Source organism: Streptomyces sp. NPDC050704 (assembly GCF_040654355.1).
Taxonomy (GTDB): domain Bacteria; phylum Actinomycetota; class Actinomycetes; order Streptomycetales; family Streptomycetaceae; genus Streptomyces.
The window spans coordinates 192,029-214,548 of the sequence record NZ_JBFAHW010000002.1; the positions used below are offsets into that span (position 1 = coordinate 192,029).

The following is a 22,520-nucleotide window of genomic DNA, read 5'->3' on the forward strand; positions in this document are numbered from 1 at the left end:
CAGCGCTGTCATAGGGTTGTGTTCGGCTGCGTCCGGCCGTACTTGTGGGCGAAAAGTTCGCTAAGTCCCCATGTGGTGAGGCTCTCGCTAGGCATTCGATCTCCTAACGCATTCGTGCTACTGCGAAGTTACGCATTGACTTCCGCTGAGTGCACTCCTACGGTGCAAGCGTTGTCTCAGCGGAGTCGAAGCCGTCACTGTGAAGCCATCCTTCATGGCTTTGACCTGCTCTTCTGATCTACAAAACGCGATGACAGCACAGTCTCGTATCAGAGCCATTCAGTTCCTCCGCACGTCCAGGAGAGACAGTGAACGCCAGAACGAATGCCAGAACGAACGCCAGAACCACCAGAGTCCTTCAGGGCTCGGCCCTGCTCGTCGCCGCCGGGCTCGTCCTCACCGCCTGCGGTTCCTCCGGCGGCAGCGGCTCGTCGGAGAAGTCCCCGTCGTTCTCGGGCCGCGGCCCCATCACGTATGCGGCCGCCAAGGACAGCTCCGGCGTCGTCCAGAAGGTGATCGACGGCTGGAACAAGCAGCACCCGAAGGAGAAGGTCACCTTCGTCCAGCTGCCGTCGGACGTGAACCAGCAGCGCCAGCAGATGATTCAGAACGCCGAGACGAAGTCCGACTCCTACACGGTGCTCTCCCTGGACGCGGTGTGGACCTCGGAGTTCGCCGCCCACCGGTGGATCGACCAGCTGCCGGCCGCGCAGTTCCCGCTGGACAAGATGCTCAAGCCCGTGGTGGAGACGACCAAGTACCGCGACAACCTGTACGCGGTCCCGCAGTCCTCCGACGGCGGCATGCTGTACTACCGCTCCGACCTGCTGAAGAAGGCCGGCGTCAGCGCCGCGCCGACCACCTGGGCGCAGCTGCGGGCCGCCTGCGCCAAGGTCCAGAAGCTGCCCGAGGCCAAGGGCATGAACTGCTACGCCGGTCAGTTCCAGAAGTACGAGGGCCTCACCGTCAACTTCTCCGAGGCCGTGAACTCCGCCGGCGGGGTCGTCACCGACGCCGACGGCAAGCCGGACGTCGACACGCCCGAGGCGAAGAAGGGCCTGGACTTCCTCGTCGACTCCTTCAAGGACGGCACCATCCCCAAGGAGGCCATCACCTACCAGGAGGAGGAAGGCCGCCAGGCGTTCCAGTCCGGCAAGCTGATCTTCCTGCGCAACTGGCCGTACGTGTACTCGCTGGCCGAGAAGAGCAAGGTCAAGGGCAAGTTCGCGGTCGCGCCACTGCCCGGCCTGGACGGGGCCGGCTCCTCCACCCTGGGCGGCCACAACGTGGCCCTGTCCTCCTTCGCCGAGAACAAGGCCACGGCGCTGGACTTCATCAAGTTCTTCACCAACCACGACAGCGCGACCACGTTCCTCAAGGAGGGCTCGGCCGCCCCGCCGTACGCGGACCTGTACGCCGACCAGGCACTGGCCGAGCAGTACCCGTACCTGCCGGTGCTGAACAAGTCGATCCTCAACGCCGTGCCGCGACCGAGGGTGGTCCAGTACGGCGACGCGTCCGCCGCGATCCAGCAGGAGGCGTACGCCGCCCTGAACGGTGACAAGTCCAGCGCGCAGGCCCTGAAGGACCTGCAGGCAGCCCTGCGGAAGCTCGCGACGCCGTGAGCGATGCCGTGAGTGACGCAGCGAGGAGGAAGGCCGTGGTGGACGCCGAGACCCCACCCGACGCGGCCGCGGTAGGGCCGTCCGACACAGCCGCGGCACGGTCGTCCGGCGCGGCGGCCCGCCGTGCCGGACGGCCCGCCGCGCCGGTGAGAGGCCGGGGCGGGCAGAAGCGGGCGACGGCGGGTTCCGGCCGGATGGCGGCCCTGCTGGTCTCCCCGACCCTGCTGGTACTGACCGTCGTCGTGCTCTACCCGACGATCATGGCGCTGCGGGAGTCGCTGTACGGGGTCAAGGGGCTGGACCCGGCGACCGGCTTCATCAGCGACACCGAGCCGTTCGTCGGGCTGCGGAACTACGCCGACATCTTCGGCGAGGCCGGCGACCGGTTCTGGAACGCCTTCTGGAACACCACCTTCTTCACCGTCGTCACCGTGGGCCTGGAGACGGTGATCGGTGTCGCCATGGCGCTGATCATGCACAAGGCGTTCAAGGGCCGCGCACTGGTGCGGGCCGGCATCCTCATCCCCTGGGCGGTCCCCACGGCCATCTCCGGCCTGCTGTGGAGGTGGATCTTCAACAGCGACGGCGTCGCCAACGCGCTCATCGGCCACCAGGTCCTGTGGACCACCGAGGGCTTCCACGCCAAGGTCGCGGTCATCATCGCCGAGGTGTGGAAGACCGCCCCGTTCATCGGGCTGCTGGTCCTGGCCGGCCTGCAGGTGATCGGCAAGGAGGTCTACGAGGCGGCCCGCATGGACGGGGCGAGCCCCGCGCGCCAGTTCTGGCACATCACCCTGCCGCTGGTGAAGCCCGCGCTGCTGGTGGCGGTCCTCTTCCGCTGCCTGGACGCGCTGCGGATGTTCGACCTGCCCTACCTCCTCGTCGGCGCCCAGAAGAACTCGGTGGAAACCCTGTCCATGCTCGCGCAGAACGAGGCGTCCAACGTCCGCTTCGGACCGGCCGCCGCCTACGCCGTACTCCTCTTCCTCTACGTCTTCCTCATCGCGCTGGGCTTCGTCCGGCTGCTGGGCGCGGACGTCGTCGGAGACGGCGGCGGCACGGCACGCAAGTCCAAGCGCAAGTCCAAGGGCGGGAGCAAGGGCAAGGGCAAGGGCGGGTTCCGGCGTGCCGCGGCGCCCGGTGGTGCGGAGGTGCCGGCATGACCACTACGGCGAACACGACCACGACGGCTGACGCGACGACCGGTACGGCAAAGTGGCGAACCTGGCTGGTGTACGCGGGAGTTGCCGCGGTGGTGGCTTACTGTCTGGCCCCCTTCTACTGGATGGTGGTCTCGAGCCTGCGCCGCACCTCGGACATCTTCGACACCACGCTGCTGCCCTCCCCGGTGTCGTTCGAGAACTACCGGGCGGTGTTCGACCCCTCCCAGGGCTTCGGCCGCGCCCTGCTCAACAGCCTGATCGTCTCCGGCATCACGACCGTCCTGGCGCTGCTGCTGGCCACGTTCACCGCCTACGCCATGGCCCGCCTTGAGTTCCGTTTCAAGCGGCTGATCCTCACGCTGATCATCGCCACCTCGATGTTCCCGGTGGTGTCGATCGTGGTCCCGCTGCTGAAGCTGTTCACCGACATCGGCTGGATCAACACCTACCAGGCGATGATCGTGCCGAGCATGTCCTTCGCCCTGCCGCTGGCGGTGTGGAACCTGACCACGTTCTTCCGGCAGATGCCCGACGAGCTGGAACAGGCCGCCATGATCGACGGCTGCACCCGCGGCCAGGCATTCCGCAAGATCATCATTCCGCTCGCGGCGCCGGGCATCTTCACCACCGCGATCATCACCTTCATCGCCGCCTGGAACGAGTTCCTCATCGCCCTGTCGATGACCAACAAGCCCGACATCCAGACCGCACCGGTCGCCATCTCCAAGTTCACCGGCGCCAGTCAGTTCGACGTCCCCTTCGGCAGCCAGATGGCGGCGGGCGTCCTGGTCACCATCCCCCTGGTGATCATGGTGCTCCTCTTCCAGCGCCGCATCGTCGCCGGACTCACCGCGGGCGCGGCCAAGTAACTCCCGGCTGCCGCACCACACATTCCCCCACTGTCGAAACTATCGAAGGACCCGTCAGCACCATGTCCTCCACGTCCTCCACCACGCCCTCGCCCTGGTGGCGCTCCGCCGTCATCTACCAGGTCTACATCCGCAGCTTCGCCGACGGGAACGGCGACGGTGTCGGCGACATCGCCGGCCTGCGCTCGCGCCTGCCCTACCTCAAGTCGCTCGGTGTGGACGCCCTGTGGATCACCCCCTGGTACAAGTCCCCGATGGCGGACGGCGGTTACGACGTGGCCGACTTCCGCGCCATCGACCCGCTGTTCGGCACGGTCGCCGACGCCGAGCAGTTCATCGCCGAAGCCCACGCGTACGGGATCCGCGTCATCCCCGACATCGTCCCGAACCACACCTCCGACCAGTACGCCTGGTTCCAGGAAGCCCTGGCCGCCGGCCCCGGCAGCCCGGAACGTGAGCGGTACGTCTTCCGGCCCGGCCGCGGCCCCGACGGCGCCGAGCCGCCCAACAACTGGGTCTCGTGCTTCGGCGGTCCGGCCTGGACCCGGCTGCCCGACGGCGAGTGGTACCTCCACCTGTACGCCCCCGAACAGCCCGACCTCAACTGGCAACACCCCGACGTGCACGCCGAGTTCGAGTCCATCCTGCGGTTCTGGTTCAGCCGGGGCGTCGACGGCTTCCGTATCGACGTGGCCCACGGGCTCGTCAAGGACCCCGAACTGCCCGACCTGCGACCCGAGTCGGTGGGCGAGAAGCCTGGGGAGGGGGAGTACGTCGTACACCCGCACTGGGACCGCGACGAGGTCCACGACATCTACCGCACCTGGCGCAAGGTCGCCGACGAGTTCGACGGCGAGCGGGCCTTCGTCGCCGAAGCCTGGTCCGACACCTGGTCCGACACCCCCGAACGCCTCGCCGCCTACGTCCGGCCCGGCGGCCTGCACACCGCGTTCAACTTCGACTTCCTCATGGCCAGTTGGGACGCCAAGGACCTCCGCGCGGTCATCGACGACTCCCTCGCCATGCTCAGGGGAGTGGGCGCACCGGCCACCTGGGTCCTGTCCAACCACGACGTCATGCGCCACACCAGCCGCTACGCCCGCCGGACCGTCGCCCGCTGGGCGCCCAACGAGCGCTACCAGCCCCAGGGCCCCGTCGACCTGGACCTCGGCATCCGCCGCGCCCGCGCCGCAGCTCTGCTGATGCTCGCCCTCCCCGGCGGCGCCTACATCTACCAGGGCGACGAACTCGGCCTGCCCGAAGTCGAGGACCTGCCCGTGGACGTCCTCCAGGACCCCATCTGGGAACGCTCCGAGCACACGGACCGAGGCCGCGACGGCTGCCGCGTCCCGATGCCCTGGTCCGGACAGACCGCCCCCTTCGGCTTCAGCCCCGACAACTCCTCCGCCGCACCCTGGCTGCCCCAGCCTGCGAACTGGCGCGAGCGCAGCGTGGAGGCACAGACCGGCGACGCGACCTCGATGCTGGAGCTGTACCGCACCGCCCTGCGCCTGCGCCGCGACCACCCCGCCCTCGGCGACGGCACCATGACCTGGCTCGACGCCCCCGCCGGAGTCCTCGCCTTCCAGCGCGAACCCGGCTTCGTCTGCGTCGTCAACCTCTCGACCGAGGCGTACCGGCTGCCCGAACACACTTCGATCCTGCTGGCCGGCGGACCGGTCGCGGACGGGCTGCTGGAACCGGACCACGCGGTCTGGCTCAAGGTGTAGCGGGCCCTGGCCCGCATGGACGACGGACAGCACCGAATCCGGGCCCCGATCTCACGCGCGCATGGTTCCTCGGACAACCGACGGTGGGCCTAGGGCGGAGGCCCGGGCCGGATGCCTGAAGCACACCAGCCAGGCTGGAGCGTGATCGGACAACCGACCCTCGGCGAACCACAACGATCAGTTGTGCACACCTAAGGTGACCCAGTGGACACCGAGGCATTGAGATCATTCGTCCGGGCGGCCGAGCTCGGACAGTTGCAGCACGCGGCCGATGAGCTGGGGGTGACGCAGCAGGCAGTCTCCAAGCGGATCGCCGCCCTGGAGCGCAAGCTGGAAGTCCGTCTGTTCACGCGTACCGCCCGCGGGGTTGAGCTGACGCTCGACGGGCAGGCGTTTCTCCCTCACGCGCGGAGCATCGTCGCGAGTGTCGAGCGCGCCGTCACCGCGGTCAGGCCGGGCTCCCGGGCCCTTCGGATCGACGTTCTCGGCCTGCGAAGCGCGCAGGCCGTCGTGCTGCACGACTATTGGCGGTCACGTCCCGAAACCAACCTCGACGTGGTGACCCTCCGGGTCAACGACCCACGCGTGGCGGTCGCCGCCGTCGAAGCAGGCGATATCGACGCCTCGTTCCGTACCGTCACCGATCCGGACACACTGCCGCCCGACGTGCGGATGATCCACGCGTTCGACTCTCCGCTGGAACTGCTCGTCGGGCCGAGGCATCCGCTCGCCTCCGCGCGCAGGCTGACCCCACCGCAGCTGCGTAAGCACCGGATCTGGGTGCCGGGTATCGCGCCCCGAAGCGAATGGGCGGAGTTCTACGATCAGCTCGCCACCGAATTCGATCTGCGCCTCGACGCGGCAGGCCCGCACTTCGGAGACGAGGTACTCCTGGACACCCTCGCGGACTCCGCGGACGTGGCCACCCTCGTCGGGTCGCGCGACCGGTACGTCTGGCCGACCAACCACGACCTGCGCCGCATCCCTGTCGTGAACCCGACCCTCGCATACCCGCTCTCTCTCATCCTCCCCAGAACGAATCCCCATCCAGGACTCCGCGGGATCATCACGCACCTCGCAAACCTGCCAAGCCTCCCTGAACCGGTCTGGCTCCCGTCCTGGGCGACGAGGCCATGAGGCCATGAGGCGAGCGGGCCTAGGGGGAGCTGGAGAAGGGGGAGAGGTGACGTCGGCCGGTGTCCGCGGGACCGGCGGGGCCGGCGGGGCCGGGTGGGAGGAGCCCCCGCTGATCCACACCCGCCGCGACTTCGGCTACTGGCCCGGCCGTTCCGCCCGTTGAGGCGTGTCGGCCGGGGCCGGCGGAGATGCCAACGCCCCGCCCGCGCACCCTGAGAGGCGACGACGCCTCCAACTCGCCTACCGGGCAGGCAGGCTGAGACGGAATCAGCTGCTCTGAGTCCGGGAGGCGGCCGCCCTCACCCGCACCGCCTCACGCGCACCGCCTCAGCCGCCCAGCCCGGCCCGCGCGGAGCCACCCCGCCGCCAGAGGCAAACGTGCCACTCGGGGCATCCGCATGCCCGCCCGACACGTGGCCGAGGCCCGTGGCCGACGCGAGCCGTCCGCAGTGGCCGGTTTCGGTCTCCACTCTGTGGGAGCGCTTCCACGACAGTCATGACCATGCCATGCGCCTGGCCCCGGCGCATGGTGTCGCTCCACCGCGCCATCCCCACAAGCCGTGACCGGAAGGGACAGACATGTCCGCCACTGGCAGCAACACCCCGAGGAAACCGTCGCGTTCGGTGCTCGCCGTGCTCTTCGGAGCCCTGGTGTCCTTGCTCGCGACGATGCTCCTCGCCGCGCCCGGGGCCTCAGCCCGTACGGAGACGACCGCGCCCGGAGTACCGGCCCGCGCGGCGGCTCCCGTCGCAGGGCCCGTGGTCCCAGCCCGCGCGGCGGCTCCCGCCGCGGCCCTCACCGAGGTCACCGACTTCGGCAGCAACCCCAGCAACCTGCAGATGTACCTCTACGTACCGGACAACGTCACCGCCGACCCCGCGGTCGTGGTGGCCGTCCACTACTGCACGGGATCCGGCCCGGCGATGCACTCCGGGACCGAGTACGCCTCACTGGCCGACCGCTACGGCTTCATCGTCGTCTACCCGTCGGTCACCCGCGCCAGCAAGTGCTTCGACGTCTCCTCGCCGCAGGCGCTGCGGCGCGGCGGCGGCAGCGACCCGGTCGGCATCAAATCGATGATCGACTGGGTCACCCGCACCTACTCAGCCGACACCGACAGAATCTTCGCCACCGGCATCTCCTCCGGCGCGATGATGACGAACGTCCTGCTGGGCGACTACCCCGACGTGTTCGCGGCGGGCGCCGCGTTCTCGGGCGTGCCGTTCGGCTGCTTCGCCACGACCGACGGCTCCGAGTGGAACAGCGCCTGCTCCGGTGGCACCGTGACCCACACCCCGCAGGAGTGGGGCAACCTGGTCCGCGCCGCCTACCCGGGCTACACCGGCCCCCGACCGCGTATGCAGCTGTGGCACGGCACCGAGGACGACGTCCTGCGCTACCCCAACTTCGGGGAGGAGATCAAACAGTGGACCAACGTGCTGGGCGTCAGCCAGACCCCGGCCGCCACCGACTCGCCCCAGTCCGGCTGGACCCGTACCCGTTACGGCGCCACCGGTGACCGGGCTCCCGTCGAGGCGATCAGCCTCCAGGGTGTCGGCCACAACCTGTACAGCTGGGGCATGGCGGCCCGAGTGATCACCTTCTTCGGCCTGGACGCATCGGGTCCCGCGCCCCAGCCCCAGCCCGGCGCCTGCAAGGTGACCGCCTCCACCAGTGCCTGGAGCACGGGCCTGACCGCCTCGGTGACGATCACCAACACCGGTACGACACCGGTCAACGGCTGGCAGCTGGGCTTCACCCTGCCCACCGGCCAGACCGTCACCAACGGCTGGGGCGCCACGTACACCCCGGCGAGCGGTGCGGTGACCGCCACCAACGCCGCGTACAACGGCACGATCGCCCCGGGCTCTGGCGTCACCATCGGCTACCAGGCCGGTCATACGGGCAACAGCGCGGCCCCGGCCGCCTTCAGCCTCAACGGCACGGTCTGCGCGGTGAGTTGACCCATGAGACTGAAACTCCTCAGGTCATCGAGCCCGTCGGGACGCGTTCCGTTCGCCCGCCTGATGGCCACCGGCGCGCTCGCCCTGGCCCTGGCCGCCACGGCGTCCGTGACGGGAGACACGGGCGGCGAGGAGACCTCCGTACGGGCCGTGAAGTCACCCGCGGCAGCCGCCGTCCAGCAGTCCCGGCACTGGGTCAACACCTGGACCGCGATGCCGCAGCTCACGGAGCCCTCCAACATGCCGCCCCCGCCGTTCACCGGAGAGCGTGCCGTCCTGGTCGACACCACCCTGCGGCAGACCGTGCGGGTGTCGACGGGCGGTGAGCGCATGCGGCTGCGCTTCTCCAACGCCTTCGGTGACACCGCGCTGCCCCTCACGGCGGTGTCCGTGGCACTCCCGCTCGACGGACGGGCCGGGGTCGGCGCGATCGAGGCCGGCACCCTGAAAGAGGTGACCTTCGGCGGACGGAAGTCCGCGACCGTCCCCGCCGGAGCCCAAGTCGTCTCCGATCCCCTGGAGTTCGACCTCCGCCCGGGTTCCAACCTGACCGTGACCACCTACCTCGCCGAGGGTCAGCCGTCCCTCGCGCTCACCTCGCACCCGGGATCACGCACCACCTCGTACCTCCAGAACGCCGACCACACCCAGGACCAGGACCTCCCGCGGGCGACCCCCGTCAACCACTGGTACCTGCTCAGCGACGTCGAGGTGCTCTCCGGCCCGTCCACGGCGGCGGTCGCCGTGCTGGGCGACTCCCTGACCGACGGCCGCGGCTCCACCACCAACGGGAACAACCGCTGGCCCGACCAGTTCCTGGACCGGCTCCGCGGCCAACCCGCCACCGACGACGTCGCCGTGCTGAACCAGGCGGCCGGCGGCAACCGCGTCCTCAACGACGGCCTCGGCCCCAACGTCCTCGCCCGCCTCGACCGCGACATCCTGTCCCGCAGCGGAGTCTCCTGGCTGGTCGTCTTCGAGGGGGTCAACGACATCGGCACCGCCGCGGCCACCCCGGCCGCCCAGCGTGCCGTCACCGCCGAACTGATCGCCGCGTACGAGCAGATCCTCGTCCGGGCGCACGCGCAGGGCATCCGTGTGTACGGCGCCACGCTGACGCCCCTCGGCGGCAACACGATGTACGACGACCCGGACGGGCACCGCGAGACGGCACGCCAGGCGGTCAACTCCTGGATCCGTACCAGCGGCCGGTTCGACGCGGTGATCGACTTCGACCGTGCCGTCCGCGACCCGGCGGACCCGCGGCGGCTGCGTCCCACCCTCCACGACGGGGACTGGCTGCACCTCAACCCCGACGGCTACCGGGCCCTGGCGGACGCGGTCCCGCTCCGGCTGTTCCGCGCGCCACTCCGCCTCGCGGAGTAGGCAGGCAGGCAACGACGGGGCCCGGGACCAGGAAGGGCATGGTCCCGGGCCCTGTCGCGGGGGCCGGACCTGGGTGCCTCCGCTTCGGCTGCTCCGTCACTCCGTCTTCTCAGGGGCGTTCCCGGGGTCTTCCTCGGGGATCGGGAAGGCCGACAGCAGGTTGTGCAACTCCCCGAACTGCTGCGAGCAGGCCGTCTGCGCGATGGCCTCGGAGACCGCGTCGGCAAGGGGGCGCGAGGACTCGCCCAGCAGGCGGCGCGCCTTGTCCGTGAGGGCCACCTCGACGCCGCGCCGGTCGCCGCACGCGGAGCTCTTGGTGATCAGCCCGGCGTGGTGCAGACAGGCGACCTGGTAGGTCAGCCGCGTCTTCGGACGGCCCAGCATCTCCGCGATCCGGGTCATCCGCAGGCTGGAACCGGGCGTGTCGGCCAGCAGGCACAGCACCAGGAACTCGTCGTGCGAGACGCCCATGGCGTCCTTGACACGGGAACGCAGCTGCTGCTCGATCGTCCCGGCGGCGGCCAGCATGCGCATCCAGGCCCGCAGTTCCGGCGGTAGCAGCTTCTCGTCGTCCGTCGGCTCGCGTTCGTGCTGGTCAGCGGGGGCGGGAGAGTCGGCCATGGTGTCACAGTCTACCGGTTGTCCATTTTTGGATAACCCGCTAGCGTGAGGTTATCCAAATTTGGATGACATGGGTGACGCCCCCCGTGCTCACTGTCTGTACCTGTCAGGAGAAACCCCATGACCGTCGCCGTAGAAACCGGACTGTGGCAGCTCGCCCCCGCCCGCTCCACCGTCGCCATCAAGCACAAGACGATGTGGGGCATGGTCACGGTGAAGGGCACCTTCAGCGGTGTCACCGGTGAGGGCGAGGTCCAGCCCGACGGCACCGCCCGCGGCACGATCACCTTCGACGCCGCTTCCCTGGACACCAAGAACGCCAAGCGGGACACGCACCTGCGCGGCGCCGACTTCTTCGACGCCGAGCGGCACCCCGCCGTCGTCTTCGCCGTCCGCAACGCCGTGCTCCGGCAGGACGACACCGTCGAGGTCACCGGCCAGCTGACCGTGCGGGGCATCAGCCGCCCGCAGTCCGCCACCGCCCGCGTCACCGAGGTGAGCGCCGACGCGGTCACGCTCACCACGGAGTTCACCGTGGACCGGGATCAGTTCGGCATGGGCTGGAACCAGCTGGGCATGATCCGCGGCCTGACCACGGTCACGTCGACGCTCAGCTTCACGCGCACCTCGGCGTAGGCGCGTCCGCGCGGAGCGGGTGCGGTCGTGTGTCGGTGCCGTCGGGGGCATCGATGTGTGAGGACCCGGTTGCCCGTCGGACGGCACGCGGAGTGGCGATGCTGTCCGACGGGCAACCGGGTCCTTTCGCGAAGCACACAGGTACACGCGAAGCACACATGTACACAGGCACACAGGCACAGCGTCGGGCTCAAGTGGCCAGTCGCTTCGCGCCCACCCCCGCGGCGGGGAGCAGGGCCGTCACCTCCCAGCCGGTGTCCGGGCGCGGGCCCGTGCGCAGTTCGCCGCCGAGGGCGGTGACACGTTCGGTGAGTCCGACGATGCCGAAACCGCCGCCGCGAGCCGCGTACGGCATCTGCGTGCCGCCGTGGCCGTCGTCGCGCACGGTCACGTGCAACGTGCCCTCCTCGTACGTCAGGCCCACCGTGACCTCGGTGGCGTCGGCCGCGTGACGTCGTACGTTCGTCAGGGCTTCCTGGACGACACGGTGGGCGGCGGACTGCACCTCGTGGGGCAGGTCCCCGGGCACCGCGGGGGTGCGGTGCAGCACGGCCTTCGGACCGACGAAGCCGCCGAAACCCTCGACCAGGTCCGCGACCGCCGACAGGTCGGCCGCCGGGTGCCGGTCGGCGAGGTCCGGTCCGGCCGCCTCCTGGGGACCCTCGCGCAGGATGCCGACCGTGCGGCGCATGGAGGCGAGGGCCTCGGTGGCGGCGTGCTCGATGTCGGCCAGGACCGGGTCGAGACGGTCCGGCTCGGTGACGGCCATCATGCGCGCCACCTGCGTCTGGACCAGGATGCCGGTGACATGGTGCGCGACGAAGTCGTGCAGGTCGGCCGCCATGGCGAGGCGTTCGAAGCGACGGGTCTCGGTGACCGCGAGAGCGCGCCGGTTGTCCAGGGTGCGGAGATAGGCGGCGAGTCCGCCGATGATGCCGACCGGTAGGACGAGTGCCAGCGTGACCGCGAACAGGAAACCCAGGTCGTTGTTCTGGAGGGTTGTCTGGAGCCCGCGGAGCGGGAGGGCGAGGACGGCTCCGCCGGTCAGTCCGGCGCACACGCCCGCCCACCTGGGCGGGCAGGTACGGACGGCCACCATCAGCAGGCACAGCAGGATCGTCGCCTCGCCGGGGCCGGGCTGTTCCATCCGGCCGGTCACGGCGGCGACGGCGGACAGTACGACGGAGACGCCCGCGGGCACGGCGGTACGCAGCTGCGGGGTGAGCCACGCGGGTCGGCGGGCGACGGGCCAGAGCACGGCGGCCAGGCCGAGCGAGAGCACCAGGAACGCCGGCCAGACGGAACCGTCGGCGGCGGAGCCCGCGAGCAGCAGGTCCCCGAGTGCCAGCAGGACCAGAACGGTGAGGGCTGCCACCCGCAGGCAGTCCTGCCTGCGGGGGCGGGGCGCGGCGGGGGGCGTCGATCTGATGCACGAGGTTCACGCGGCCCACCGTACGGAGCGGCCGCCGAAGGGTGGATCGGCCGATCGGCTGACCCGGCGGTGAGCGGGGCTCGGGACAGTGGCCGTTCGGCCGAGGTGCGGGGTGCCGTCCGGCGGCGAGAGTCGAGGCATGCCGAGACCCGGGCCTCGTCCCGTCTCGCTCGGGCCGCACTCGTACGCACTCGTCCTCACTCGAACTCGCTCGACCTCAGGAGAAACCCATGCAGCGCAAGCACCTGGTCACCATCGGCGTCACGACGGTCGTCGTTCTCGGCGCCGGCACCGGCCTGACCTACGCGGTGAGCGGCACCCAGTCCACCTCGGGCCTGGACCGCTACACCACCGTGACGGTGGACGGCCACAAGGCCCTCAGCAGCGACATCGTCGCGGGCCGCATCGGCTCCAAGTACAAGCCGTTGCCGTGGGTCGGCCGCCCCATCGGCCACGTGTCCTGCCCGACCGGTCTGAAGGCCGTGGCCGGCGCCACCATCACCTGCACGGCGAAGGCGAACGACGAGGAGGTCGAGATCCCGGTGCGGGTGGTCAAGGCCACCGACACGTCCATCACCTGGAAGTTCGAGCGCTGAGCGGCACCGAGTAGCGCTGAGCAGCGCTGACAAACACCGAGGAATACCGAGAAGTACTGAGAAGGGAACGGCACACGATCATGGGCACCGTCCTGTCCGGGCTCGGCCTGGTCAAGAAGTACGCGTCCGCCACGGCTCTCGCCGGAGTCGACGTCGCGGTCGGCGAGCGCGAGTCGCTGGCCATCATGGGCCCTTCCGGGTCCGGAAAGTCGACCCTCCTGCACACCCTGGCCGGGATCATCCGCCCCGACGACGGCCAGGTGCTGCTGCGCGGCGAACGTATCGATCACTGGGGCGAGAACCGGCTCAGCGCACTACGGCGCAAGCGCTTCGGGTTCGTCTTCCAGTTCGGGCAGCTGCTGCCCGAGCTGCCCGCCGACGAGAACATCGCCCTGCCGCTGATGCTGGAGGGCACACCCCGCAAGGCGGCGGTCGCACAGGCCCGCCGCTGGTTCGCGCCGCTGGGCCTGGACGGCCTGGAGGGGCGCCGTCCCGGGCAGCTGTCCGGCGGGCAGGCTCAGCGGGTGGCGATCGCCCGTGCGCTGGTGGCCGAACCGGATGTCGTGTTCGCCGACGAGCCGACCGGGGCGCTCGACCAGACCACCGGGGAGGAGGTCATCCGGCTGCTCACCAGCGTCACCCGCGCGCAGGGCGCCTCGCTGGTCGTGGTCACGCACGACGCCGAGGTCGCCGCCCACTGCGACCGGATCCTCCAGGTCCGCGACGGCCTGGTCCACAGCCACAGCCAGTACACGGTGGCTCCCTGAGCGGTACGTGTCCCCACTCGCCTTGCTGATCGGGCTTGTCGGCTTGGACTGGGCTTGCCCTTCGACCTGCACCCTCACCTGTTCTTCGCTTTGCGCCCGCCGCGCTGTCCGCGCTCGCTCTGAGATCTGTGGCTGCCTTTGACTCGCGCCCGCCCTTTCGAGCCGGACTCATCTTCCGAGCCATACCCCGGAGCCCTCCATGCCCTCGTCGTCCTCTTCTTCCGTCCTGCCCCTGACCTGGCATCTCGCCCGCCGCTCCGGTCGGCGCGGCCTGCAGGGCCAGCTGCTCGCCGCGGCGGCCGCCGCGGTCAGCGCCCTGGTGCTGCTGGTCCTGTTCGCCGCATGGCTCGGTGCCGACGCCCGCGCCGACCGCACGGCCTGGCTCACCCCGAAGCCCGACAAGCAGGGCACCGCCGTCCAGGCCCTGGCCACCACCTTCGTACGCGGCGACCCGGTCACCGTCGTCAACCTCGCCCACCTGCCCGACCGGGGGCCGGCCCCCGCACCACCGGGCCTCACCGCCTTCCCGAAACCCGGGCAGGTGTACCTCTCCCCGGCCCTCGCCGACCTCGTGCGCAAGCTCCCCGCGAACCAGCTCGCCGACCGCTTCCCGAAGACCGACTCGTACCGGACGATCGGCGACGCCGGACTGGCCTCGCCCGATGACCTGCTGGCCGTCGTCGGCCGCGCCGCGTCCGACCCGGCGGTCTCCGTCGCCGCGGGGCACTCTGACTTCGACTTCGGGGACGGGCTGGCGGCCCGTGCCGTCGTCTCCGGTTACTCGGGCACCACCCCGAGTCCCTTCACCGCGGACGACCAGAACCTGACGCTGATCGGCGCCGGTCTGCTCGTGGTGCCGGTGGCGGTGCTGGCCGCCGCGGCCGGGCGGCTGGGGGCGGCCCGTCGCGAACAGCGGCTCGCCGCGCTGCGGCTGGCCGGGGCGACTCCCCGGCAGATCCTCGCGATGACCGGCGCCGAGGCGGCGGTCGTCGGTGTGGCCGGCGCGGTCGTCGGTGCCCTCGCCTACTGCGCGCTGCTGCCGGCGCTGGCGCGCTTCCCGTTCGGCATCGGCACCTGGTACACCGGCGAGCTGTGGGTCGGGGTGTCCGGTCTGCTCGCGGTGGTGGTGGGGGTGGCGCTGCTCACCGCTGTCAGTGCGGTGACCACGTTGCGGCAGGTGGCCCGTTCGCCGCTGGGTGTCGCCCAGCAGGCCGATCCGCGGCGTACCCGGGTGATCCGACTGCTCCTGTTCGTCGGCGCGCTGGCCTACATCGCCGTCACCGCTCGCGGTGGCGGCCTCAAGACCTCTCACCTGGTTTTGCTGATGACGCTCTTCTACGGGGCGTACTGGGTGATGGGGCCCTGGGTGGTGGACCGGCTCGGCCGGATCCTGGGCCGCTTCGCCCGGCGCCCGGCGACGTTGCTGGCCGCCCGTAGGCTCAGCGATGATCCGCGTGGTGCGTGGCGCACTGTCAGCGGTCTGGTGATGGCGGGGTTCGTGGCCGGGTTCCTCTCCGTGTCGCACCTGGAGTTCGACGGCTTCGAATTCCCGGGCCAGGTTGGGGTGGCCGTCGCCGACGAGCATCCCGCCGCGGTACGGGAGGCCGCCGACCAGGCCCGTGAGCTGCTCAAGGACGCGGGGGTGAAGGCCACCGTGCGGGTGCGTGCCGAGGACTGGGACTCCGCGCTGATGGGGGCGACCGGGATCACGGCTCAGGTCTCCGGTGGTCCGGCCCAGGTCGATGCCGCTGTGACCGCGCTGATGCCGCTCAGTCCTTCATCGCCGCCGAATACCCAGGAGTACTTCACCGCGGTCGATGACATGGCCGGGGGCGCGCTGCGGAGTCTGAGCCTGGCGACTCTGACCATGGGCTTCGTCGCGGCGACCGCGTCTGCCGGGCTCACGGCTGCGGCGAATGTGCTCGATCGGCGGCGTGTCTACGGGCTGCTGCGGTTGGCCGGTACGCCGCTCAGGGTTCTTGACCGGGCTCGGGTTCGGGAGACTGTGGTTCCGCTGGTGGTGCTTGCCGGGGGGATGACGGGGTTCGGGATCTACGGGGCGATGGAGTTGAACAAGGCGACTGGGACGACTGTTGATACGGCTGGTGTGGTGCAGTTGGCGGTGAGTGTGCTGGTCGGGGCCGTGGCGATGTTCGCGGCGATTGGGGGCAGTCGGCCGTTGTTGCGGGCCGTAACCGACAATCCGGCACAGCAGCCGGACTGACGGGTCCGGGGGTTGGGTTGGTTGGTTGTTTGTCTGCGGGTGGGTGGGGGCTGGTCGCGCAGTTCCCCGCGCCCCTGGGGAGGTGGGTGGTGGGGTCGGTGCCGCGACGGGGTATCCGATCGCCGCTCTGGGATATTCGGTCATGGCATGTTGCCGCGGCGATCGGACACCCCGACACGACCCCTCACGCCGGAGAGCCGACAGCAGGAAGGTGAGGGCTGCGGCCATTGACCTTTTAGGGGCGCGGGGAACTGCGCACCCAGCCCCCACCGGCCCGCACTGTGCACACCGTCCCAAGGTCCCCGGTCTTTGTCTTTTCAGGGGCGCGGGGAACGGCGCGACAAGCCACAGCCGACCTGCACCCTACGAACCAACCTGAGCCACCCCAATCTTTTAGGGGCGCGGGGAACTGCGCGACCAGCCACAACGGAGCCGCACCCTGCAAACTGACCCGAGGCACCCCAGCTTTCCGGGGCGCAGGGAACGGCACCCAGCCCAGACGACCCGCACCCAATAAGCCGCCCAACCGCCGGAGGCTCAGGCAAGATGCGCCCATGACCGACCGCACTCCCATCCGCGTCCTGATCGCCGACGACCAGGACATGGTCCGTACGGGGTTCCGTTTCTTCCTCGATGCGCAACCGGACATCACCGTGGTCGCGGAGGCCCGCGACGGGGAGGAGGCCGTGACGCTGGCCCGGCGACTGCGGCCGGATGTCTGTCTGCTGGACATCCGGATGCCGAAGCTGGACGGCCTGGAGGCCACCCGGATCCTGGCTGGACCGGATGTCGCGGACCCGATGCGGGTGGTCGTGGTCACCACCTTCGACCTCGACGAGTACGTCTACGGCGCCCTGAACGGCGGCGCCTGCGGCTTCCTGCTCAAGGACTCCGGGCCGACCCTGCTCGCCGAGGCGGTCCGCGCCGCGGCGGTCGGCGACTCACTGGTGTCCCCGTCGGTCACCGTGCGCCTCCTCAAGCACGTCACCGCCGCGCAGCCGCCCGCATCGGTACCGACGCATGTCGCGTTCGAGCCCGCACTGCCCCAAGAACCGCTCACCGAGCGCGAGTTGGACGTCGTACGTCTCGTCGCCCTCGGTCACACCAACGCCGAGATCGCCGCGTCCCTGTTCGTCTCCCTCTCGACCGTCAAGACGCACCTCACCAGCGTCCAGCACAAGCTCTCCGCCCGGAACCGTGTGGAGATCGCCGCCTGGGCCTGGCGGACCGGCCACGCCGACGGCCCTTCGTAGTCCTTCCGGGTGGCTGTCGCAGCTCTGTGGAAATGGGACCCATTTTCATATAGCGTGTGGGTCGACCGCCCGGACCAGGAGAGCAGAGATGGCCACACACGCCCTACCCGAGACGCCGTCGACCAGTGGCGACCGTCGGCTGCCGGTGACCGTGCTCTCCGGCTTCCTCGGTGCCGGCAAGACCACCCTGCTGAATCATGTCCTCGGTAACCGTGAGGGGTTGCGCGTCGCGGTCATCGTCAATGACATGAGCGAGATCAACATCGACGCCGCACTGGTGCGGGGCGGCGAGGCCGCCCTGTCGCGCACCGAGGAGCGGCTGGTCGAGATGACCAACGGCTGTATTTGCTGCACCCTGCGTGACGACCTGCTGGAGGAGATCGACCGGCTGGCCCGGGAGGGTCGCTTCGATCATCTGCTGATCGAGTCGAGTGGTATCTCCGAGCCGATGCCTGTCGCCGCCACCTTCGCCTTCCCGCGCGACGACGGGGCCACGCTCGGCGACCTGGCCCTCCTCGACACCATGGTCACCGTGGTCGACGCCCTGAACTTCCTGCCCGAGCTGGCGGGCGGGGACGAACTCGCGGAGCGCGGGCTCGCCCCGTTCGAGGACGACGAGCGCACCGTGAGTGATCTGCTCGTGGACCAGGTCGAGTTCGCCGACGTCATCGTCCTCAACAAGCTCGACCTCGTCGACGCGGAGACGGCCGACCGGCTGCGGGCCACGCTGACCCGGCTCAACCCGGTCGCCCGCGTAGTCCCGGCCACTCTCGGCCGCGTGGACCTCCGAGAAGTGCTCGGCACGGGGCTGTTCGACCTGGAGCGGGCCCAGCAGGCCCCGGGCTGGGTCATGGAGCTCAACGGCGAGCATGTGCCGGAGACCGAGGAGTACGGGATCTCCAGCACGGTCTTCCGTTCCGAACTGCCCTTCCATCCGGACCGGTTGTGGGCCTTCGTCACCCAGGACCTCGACAGCGGGGCCTTCGGCCGGGTGCTGCGCTCGAAGGGCTTCTTCTGGCTGGCCAGCCGCCCGAACGTGACCGGCGTGTGGTCGCAGGCCGGCTCCGTCGCCCGCTTCGAACCCTCCGGTGCCCGCGACCCGGACGCCGCCCAGGGCCAGGAACTGGTCTTCATCGGCACCGACCTGCACACCGAGGCCCTGCGAACCGCCCTGACCGGCTGTCTCATGACCGACGGTGAACTCCTCCCGCCCGTCGACCCGTTCCCCGCCTGGGACACCACGGGCATCGACGACACATGCGAACACGAAGACGGACACGTACACCACCCCGCGCTCGTGACGCAGTCCTGAAGCTCCGGGGCGGGCGGTGGTCGCAGCCACGGCACCGCCCGTCCCGGCCGAACCACCCCGACATCCCGTACGGCTCTCGACGACGACGGAGGCGGCCATGACCGACCGCGGCGTACAACTCGGCACGGTCCAGGAAACCCTGCTCATCCCGCTGTACGGGCGGGCGGTGGAGAACCGGAAGCCGGAACCGGCGCTGCGCGATCCACGTGCCGAGGAGATGGTCGAGGCGATCACCGAAGCGATCGACTACGACTTCGCCCGCTTCGACGGTCTGCCCAGCCTGTTCGGTTCCGTGCTGCGCACCTCCCTCTTCGACCGCTGGATACGCGACTTCCTGGTCGCCCACCCGGACGGCACGGTCGTGGAGATCGGCACCGGCCTCAACACCCGCTACGAGCGCACCGACAACGGCCGCGCCCGCTGGTTCGAGCTTGACCTGCCCGACGTCATCGAGCTGCGACGGACCTTCTTCACCGACACCGCGCGGCGACAGATGATCGCGGCGTCGGTGACCGCGGAGGAATGGGCCGCTGATGTGGCGGGTGGCGCCGACGGTCCGTACTTCTTCAGTGCCGAGGCTGTGCTTCCGTACCTCGACGAGCCGGAGGTCCGGCATGTCGTCGACCTGATCGCCGAGCGCTTTCCCGGCTCGCTGCTCGCCCTGGACACCGCCGGTCCCGGCGTCGTCGACACGCAGGACACGCACGACGCGCTGAGCAAGGTCGAGGCGCGCATCCAGTGGTCCTGCCCCGACCCCGCCGCGCTTGAGCGGTGGCGGCCAGGGACGCGACTCCTCGCCTCCCACACGCTCACCACGCTGCCGCCGGAGCTGTACGACTCCCTGCCCGGGGCGTATCAGGAGATGCTCACGTCACTGGCCGCTCAGCGGCTGTCGAAGGTCGAGGACTACCGGCTCAGTCTTCTCAGGCTCACCAGTCGGATTAGCCAACCGTAATGATCCTGTGGCAGAGTGTGACGCGCACGCCCGGCGCCCAGGCGACGTCGGGCACCCTCCCCGGTCAGGACCTGTGTGCCTGATCGGTCAGCGTCCGGAGGGACGTGCCACGCGGGCTGGCGGACTCGTCCATCGGCACCAGGGCACGAAGGCGATTGGCTTACATCTCTGAGCAACACTGGGGATCACTAAGCCATTCAGAGACGCTTCCGTAGCCCCGGCCGCCTGTCGTGGGAGTCGGTCCGGTCCGAGTGAGCGCTCCGTGACACGGGCCAGGCGCGCCGTGAAGACCTCGCGGGCGTCGGGCGTTAGTGATCATCGAGATAGTCGTGAGGGGCCGGAGCCCTGGTTCCCTCGTCGTGATCGTCGCTCATGGTGGTGAGCCTGCCATGAGGCCGGGTCGCTGCCGGGGTCTTGCCTTCGCGCGCACTCCAACTCCTAGCGTCCACAGGCATGGAGAACAGTGGGAACAGCGGGAATGCAGGGAACAATGGGAACACCGGGAGTGTCGAGCGCAGGACTCTGGGGCGCAGCGGGATCGAGGTGAGTGGCCTCGGGTTCGGCTGCTGGGCCATCGGTGGTGAGTGGGCGCGGCCGGACGGAATGCCTCTGGGGTGGGGCAAGGTCGACGACGAGGAGTCCGTGCGGGCGATCCGCCGCGCTCTCGACCTCGGGGTGACGTTCTTCGACACGGCGGACGCGTACGGCACCGGGCACAGTGAGCGTGTCCTCGCGCGGGGGCTCGGCAAGCGGCGGGCCGACGTGGTCGTCGCGACCAAGTGGGGCAATGTGATCGACGAGGAGCGTCGTCTCGCCGTGGGGAGCGACGACTCGCCGGCGTACGCCCGTCAAGCGCTGACCGCCTCGCTGCGACGCCTGGACACCGACTACATCGACCTGTACCAGCTCCACATCTCCGACGCCGCACCGGACCGGGCCGCCCAACTCCGTGACACCTGCGAGGAGTTCGTGCGCGAGGGGCTCATCCGTGCGTACGCCTGGAGTACCGACGACCCGGAGCGGGCGGCCGTCTTCGCACAGGGCCCGCACTGCGCGGCCGTGCAGCACCGCCTCAACGTCCTCCAGGACGCGCCGGAGATGCTCGCGTTCTGCGAGGAGTCGGAGCTCGCGAGCATCAACCGCAGCCCGCTGGCGATGGGGCTCCTGACGGGCAGGCGCGCCGCCGGACAGCCTCTCGAAGCCGGTGACATCCGCAGTGCCCCGCCCGCCTGGCTGCCGGGCTTCTCGCAGGGCGAAGGCGCCGACCCGGAGTGGCTGCGTACGGTCGAGTCTCTCCGGTCCGTCCTCACCAGCAACGGCCGTACGCTCGCCCAGGGCGCCCTGGCCTGGCTGTGGGCGCGCAGCCCGCGCACCGTACCGATCCCGGGCTTCCGGTCGGTCGCGCAGGCCGAGGAGAACGCGGGAGCACTTGCCCAAGGGCCGCTCAGCGCAGGGCAGTTGATCGAGATCGACGGCATCCTGGGGCGGTGAGCTGCTGCTGAACCACCGTGTTGGGGCAGCCGTTCCGTGGCTCGGGCCCGGACCCGCGGTCCCACGCGGGATCCCCCCGCCCGTGAACCCGGAACGGCTGCCGCCTCCCCCCTAGGATGTGGCGCGGTGGGGCTCGGAAGCCCTGTGCTCCAAGTGTGAAGTTCTGGTGGAGGTGAGTCGAGCATAGGCGCTCCACCGGCCGAAATGCTGCGGACTGGCGCCTTCCGCTTGTGCAGGTTGAATCGTGGGCCGGTCCACGGAGATCCATCAGGAGGGCCCTAAGCGGCTTTGGTGAAGTCCGGTGCGGTACAGCGCCCCGTAAGGGGCGCGGGGCTGTGTCGAATATGCGGCTACCGCCGCGATGGGGGTCCCCCCGGTCGAGCGAAGCCGAGAGTGGGGGAGCGACCAGCCCCCACCGGGCCGTGCCCGCGGCGGAGCCGCACGTAGATACAGCAGCACCGTCCTTCCAGCGGAGCGCTCAGCCCCGGCCCACGAACGGCATCGTTGTCGCGAGGACCGTCGCGAACTGCACGTTTGCCTCCAGCGGCAGCTCCGCCATGTGCCGCACCGTGCGGGCCACGTCGGCGGCGTCCATCACGGGCTCCGGCGCGACCTCCCCGTTCGCCTGCAGCGCGCCCGTCTGCATGCGCTCGGTCATGTCGGTCGCCGCGTTGCCGATGTCGATCTGGCCGCAGGCGATCCGGTACGGACGCCCGTCCAGGGAGAGCGACTTGGTGAGGCCGGTCAGCGCGTGCTTGGTCGCCGTGTACGCGGCCGAGCGCGGGCGCGGGGTATGCGCCGAAATCGAGCCGTTGTTGATGATCCGGCCGCCCTGCGGGTCCTGCTCCTTCATCTGCCGGTACGCCGCCTGCGCGCACAGGAACGCCCCGTCGAGGTTGGTGCCGACCACATGCCGCCAGGCCTCGTACGGCAGGTCCTCGAACGGCACGCCGCCGGGGCCGAACGTGCCCGCGTTGTTGAAGAGCAGGTCGAGCCGCCCGAAGCGGTCCTGTGTGGCGGCGAAGAGTGCGGTCACGTCGTCGGGTTGCGACACGTCGGCGCGTACGCAAACAGAGCCGGTAGGGGCGGCCTTGTTCGGGTTTGGCCCCTCCGGAAGTGTCGCTTCCGCGAGTGTCGCCGTCTCCTCCAGCCGCTCCGCGCGGCGGCCTGCGAGCGCCACCGACCAGCCGGTGCGCAGGAGTTCCAGTGCCACGGCACGGCCGATTCCGGAGCCCGCGCCGGTCACGATCGCGATCTTCGTTCGCATTGCGTCCATGGCCTCGCAGCGTACGTGAGCGCCCCCGAGGGTCCGCCATGCGGAACTCATCTGTCCGACATCTGACTGTTGTGTACGTGAC

The 22,520-nt window shown here is 70.0% G+C and carries 18 protein-coding genes; 15 read left to right on the plus strand and 3 right to left on the minus strand.

What is annotated here, in order from left to right; all coding sequences use genetic code 11:
* The first annotated feature begins 308 nt into the window (after positions 1-308).
* From AB0I18_RS01825 to AB0I18_RS01855, 7 genes are all read left to right on the plus strand, one after another.
* Positions 309-1,625: an ABC transporter substrate-binding protein gene (locus tag AB0I18_RS01825; RefSeq protein WP_363103347.1), complete on the plus strand. Its 1,317-nt coding sequence runs from the start codon at positions 309-311 to the stop codon at positions 1,623-1,625.
* Positions 1,626-1,660: 35 nt separating this feature from the next.
* Positions 1,661-2,788, plus strand: a complete 1,128-nt coding sequence (locus AB0I18_RS01830; RefSeq protein WP_363103348.1) for a sugar ABC transporter permease — start codon at positions 1,661-1,663, stop codon at positions 2,786-2,788.
* Positions 2,785-3,657 (plus strand): carbohydrate ABC transporter permease, encoded by an 873-nt coding sequence (locus AB0I18_RS01835; protein WP_363103349.1) that lies wholly within the window; start codon positions 2,785-2,787, stop codon positions 3,655-3,657. The genes AB0I18_RS01830 and AB0I18_RS01835 overlap by 4 nt, the downstream gene beginning before the upstream one ends.
* A gap of 62 nt (positions 3,658-3,719) precedes the next feature.
* Positions 3,720-5,387, plus strand: a complete 1,668-nt coding sequence (locus AB0I18_RS01840) for a glycoside hydrolase family 13 protein (RefSeq protein ID WP_363103350.1) — start codon at positions 3,720-3,722, stop codon at positions 5,385-5,387.
* A 204-nt stretch (positions 5,388-5,591) separates the two neighbouring features.
* On the plus strand, positions 5,592-6,524 hold the full coding sequence (locus AB0I18_RS01845) for a LysR family transcriptional regulator (protein ID WP_363103351.1): 933 nt from the start codon (positions 5,592-5,594) through the stop codon (positions 6,522-6,524).
* Positions 6,525-7,103: 579 nt separating this feature from the next.
* A complete protein-coding gene (locus AB0I18_RS01850; protein WP_363103352.1) occupies positions 7,104-8,489 on the plus strand; it encodes a PHB depolymerase family esterase in 1,386 nt (461 codons plus the stop codon).
* Between the two features lie 3 nt (positions 8,490-8,492).
* On the plus strand, positions 8,493-9,875 hold the full coding sequence (locus tag AB0I18_RS01855) for an SGNH/GDSL hydrolase family protein (RefSeq protein WP_363103353.1): 1,383 nt from the start codon (positions 8,493-8,495) through the stop codon (positions 9,873-9,875).
* A gap of 96 nt (positions 9,876-9,971) precedes the next feature.
* On the opposite strand, the gene AB0I18_RS01860 is transcribed toward AB0I18_RS01855, so the two are convergent.
* Positions 9,972-10,496, minus strand: coding sequence for a MarR family transcriptional regulator (locus tag AB0I18_RS01860; RefSeq protein WP_363103354.1), 525 nt, complete (start codon positions 10,494-10,496; stop codon positions 9,972-9,974).
* A 120-nt stretch (positions 10,497-10,616) separates the two neighbouring features.
* Between AB0I18_RS01860 and AB0I18_RS01865 the strand changes: the two genes are divergently transcribed.
* Positions 10,617-11,132, plus strand: a complete 516-nt coding sequence (locus AB0I18_RS01865; RefSeq protein ID WP_363103355.1) for a YceI family protein — start codon at positions 10,617-10,619, stop codon at positions 11,130-11,132.
* A gap of 190 nt (positions 11,133-11,322) precedes the next feature.
* On the opposite strand, the gene AB0I18_RS01870 is transcribed toward AB0I18_RS01865, so the two are convergent.
* Positions 11,323-12,507, minus strand: coding sequence for a histidine kinase (locus tag AB0I18_RS01870; protein ID WP_363103356.1), 1,185 nt, complete (start codon positions 12,505-12,507; stop codon positions 11,323-11,325).
* 287 nt (positions 12,508-12,794) lie between these two features.
* On the opposite strand from AB0I18_RS01870, the gene AB0I18_RS01875 reads away from it, so the two are divergent.
* From AB0I18_RS01875 to AB0I18_RS01905, 7 genes are all read left to right on the plus strand, one after another.
* Complete coding sequence (locus tag AB0I18_RS01875; protein ID WP_363103357.1) at positions 12,795-13,160, plus strand: DUF4333 domain-containing protein; 366 nt, start codon at positions 12,795-12,797, stop codon at positions 13,158-13,160.
* Positions 13,161-13,240: 80 nt separating this feature from the next.
* Entirely contained in the window at positions 13,241-13,927 is a 687-nt protein-coding gene (locus AB0I18_RS01880) for an ABC transporter ATP-binding protein (RefSeq protein ID WP_363103358.1), read from the plus strand.
* Positions 13,928-14,126: 199 nt separating this feature from the next.
* Entirely contained in the window at positions 14,127-16,151 is a 2,025-nt protein-coding gene (locus AB0I18_RS01885) for an FtsX-like permease family protein (protein WP_363103359.1), read from the plus strand.
* A gap of 554 nt (positions 16,152-16,705) precedes the next feature.
* A complete protein-coding gene (locus AB0I18_RS01890) occupies positions 16,706-17,404 on the plus strand; it encodes a response regulator transcription factor (RefSeq protein ID WP_363103360.1) in 699 nt (232 codons plus the stop codon).
* Between the two features lie 88 nt (positions 17,405-17,492).
* Positions 17,493-18,716, plus strand: coding sequence for a GTP-binding protein (locus tag AB0I18_RS01895; RefSeq protein WP_363103361.1), 1,224 nt, complete (start codon positions 17,493-17,495; stop codon positions 18,714-18,716).
* 97 nt (positions 18,717-18,813) lie between these two features.
* Positions 18,814-19,671, plus strand: coding sequence for a class I SAM-dependent methyltransferase (locus AB0I18_RS01900; RefSeq protein WP_363103362.1), 858 nt, complete (start codon positions 18,814-18,816; stop codon positions 19,669-19,671).
* Between the two features lie 453 nt (positions 19,672-20,124).
* On the plus strand, positions 20,125-21,162 hold the full coding sequence (locus AB0I18_RS01905) for an aldo/keto reductase (protein ID WP_363103363.1): 1,038 nt from the start codon (positions 20,125-20,127) through the stop codon (positions 21,160-21,162).
* Positions 21,163-21,640: 478 nt separating this feature from the next.
* Here the strand turns inward: AB0I18_RS01905 and AB0I18_RS01910 are convergent, their stop codons facing one another.
* On the minus strand, positions 21,641-22,438 hold the full coding sequence (locus AB0I18_RS01910; RefSeq protein WP_363103364.1) for an SDR family oxidoreductase: 798 nt from the start codon (positions 22,436-22,438) through the stop codon (positions 21,641-21,643).
* Between the last annotated feature and the right edge of the window lie 82 nt (positions 22,439-22,520).

Bases quoted from the DNA above. Each gene is read 5' to 3' on its own strand.
- AB0I18_RS01835 (WP_363103349.1), top strand. From the start codon at position 2,785: ATGACCACTACGGCGAACACGACCACGACGGCTGACGCGACGACCGGT.
- AB0I18_RS01840 (WP_363103350.1), top strand. From the start codon at position 3,720: ATGTCCTCCACGTCCTCCACCACGCCCTCGCCCTGGTGGCGCTCCGCC.
- AB0I18_RS01850 (WP_363103352.1), top strand. From the start codon at position 7,104: ATGTCCGCCACTGGCAGCAACACCCCGAGGAAACCGTCGCGTTCGGTG.
- AB0I18_RS01855 (WP_363103353.1), top strand. From the start codon at position 8,493: ATGAGACTGAAACTCCTCAGGTCATCGAGCCCGTCGGGACGCGTTCCG.
- AB0I18_RS01860 (WP_363103354.1), bottom strand. From the start codon at position 10,496: ATGGCCGACTCTCCCGCCCCCGCTGACCAGCACGAACGCGAGCCGACG.
- AB0I18_RS01865 (WP_363103355.1), top strand. From the start codon at position 10,617: ATGACCGTCGCCGTAGAAACCGGACTGTGGCAGCTCGCCCCCGCCCGC.
- AB0I18_RS01875 (WP_363103357.1), top strand. From the start codon at position 12,795: ATGCAGCGCAAGCACCTGGTCACCATCGGCGTCACGACGGTCGTCGTT.
- AB0I18_RS01880 (WP_363103358.1), top strand. From the start codon at position 13,241: ATGGGCACCGTCCTGTCCGGGCTCGGCCTGGTCAAGAAGTACGCGTCC.
- AB0I18_RS01885 (WP_363103359.1), top strand. From the start codon at position 14,127: ATGCCCTCGTCGTCCTCTTCTTCCGTCCTGCCCCTGACCTGGCATCTC.
- AB0I18_RS01890 (WP_363103360.1), top strand. From the start codon at position 16,706: ATGACCGACCGCACTCCCATCCGCGTCCTGATCGCCGACGACCAGGAC.
- AB0I18_RS01895 (WP_363103361.1), top strand. From the start codon at position 17,493: ATGGCCACACACGCCCTACCCGAGACGCCGTCGACCAGTGGCGACCGT.
- AB0I18_RS01900 (WP_363103362.1), top strand. From the start codon at position 18,814: ATGACCGACCGCGGCGTACAACTCGGCACGGTCCAGGAAACCCTGCTC.
- AB0I18_RS01905 (WP_363103363.1), top strand. From the start codon at position 20,125: ATGGAGAACAGTGGGAACAGCGGGAATGCAGGGAACAATGGGAACACC.
- AB0I18_RS01910 (WP_363103364.1), bottom strand. From the start codon at position 22,438: ATGGACGCAATGCGAACGAAGATCGCGATCGTGACCGGCGCGGGCTCC.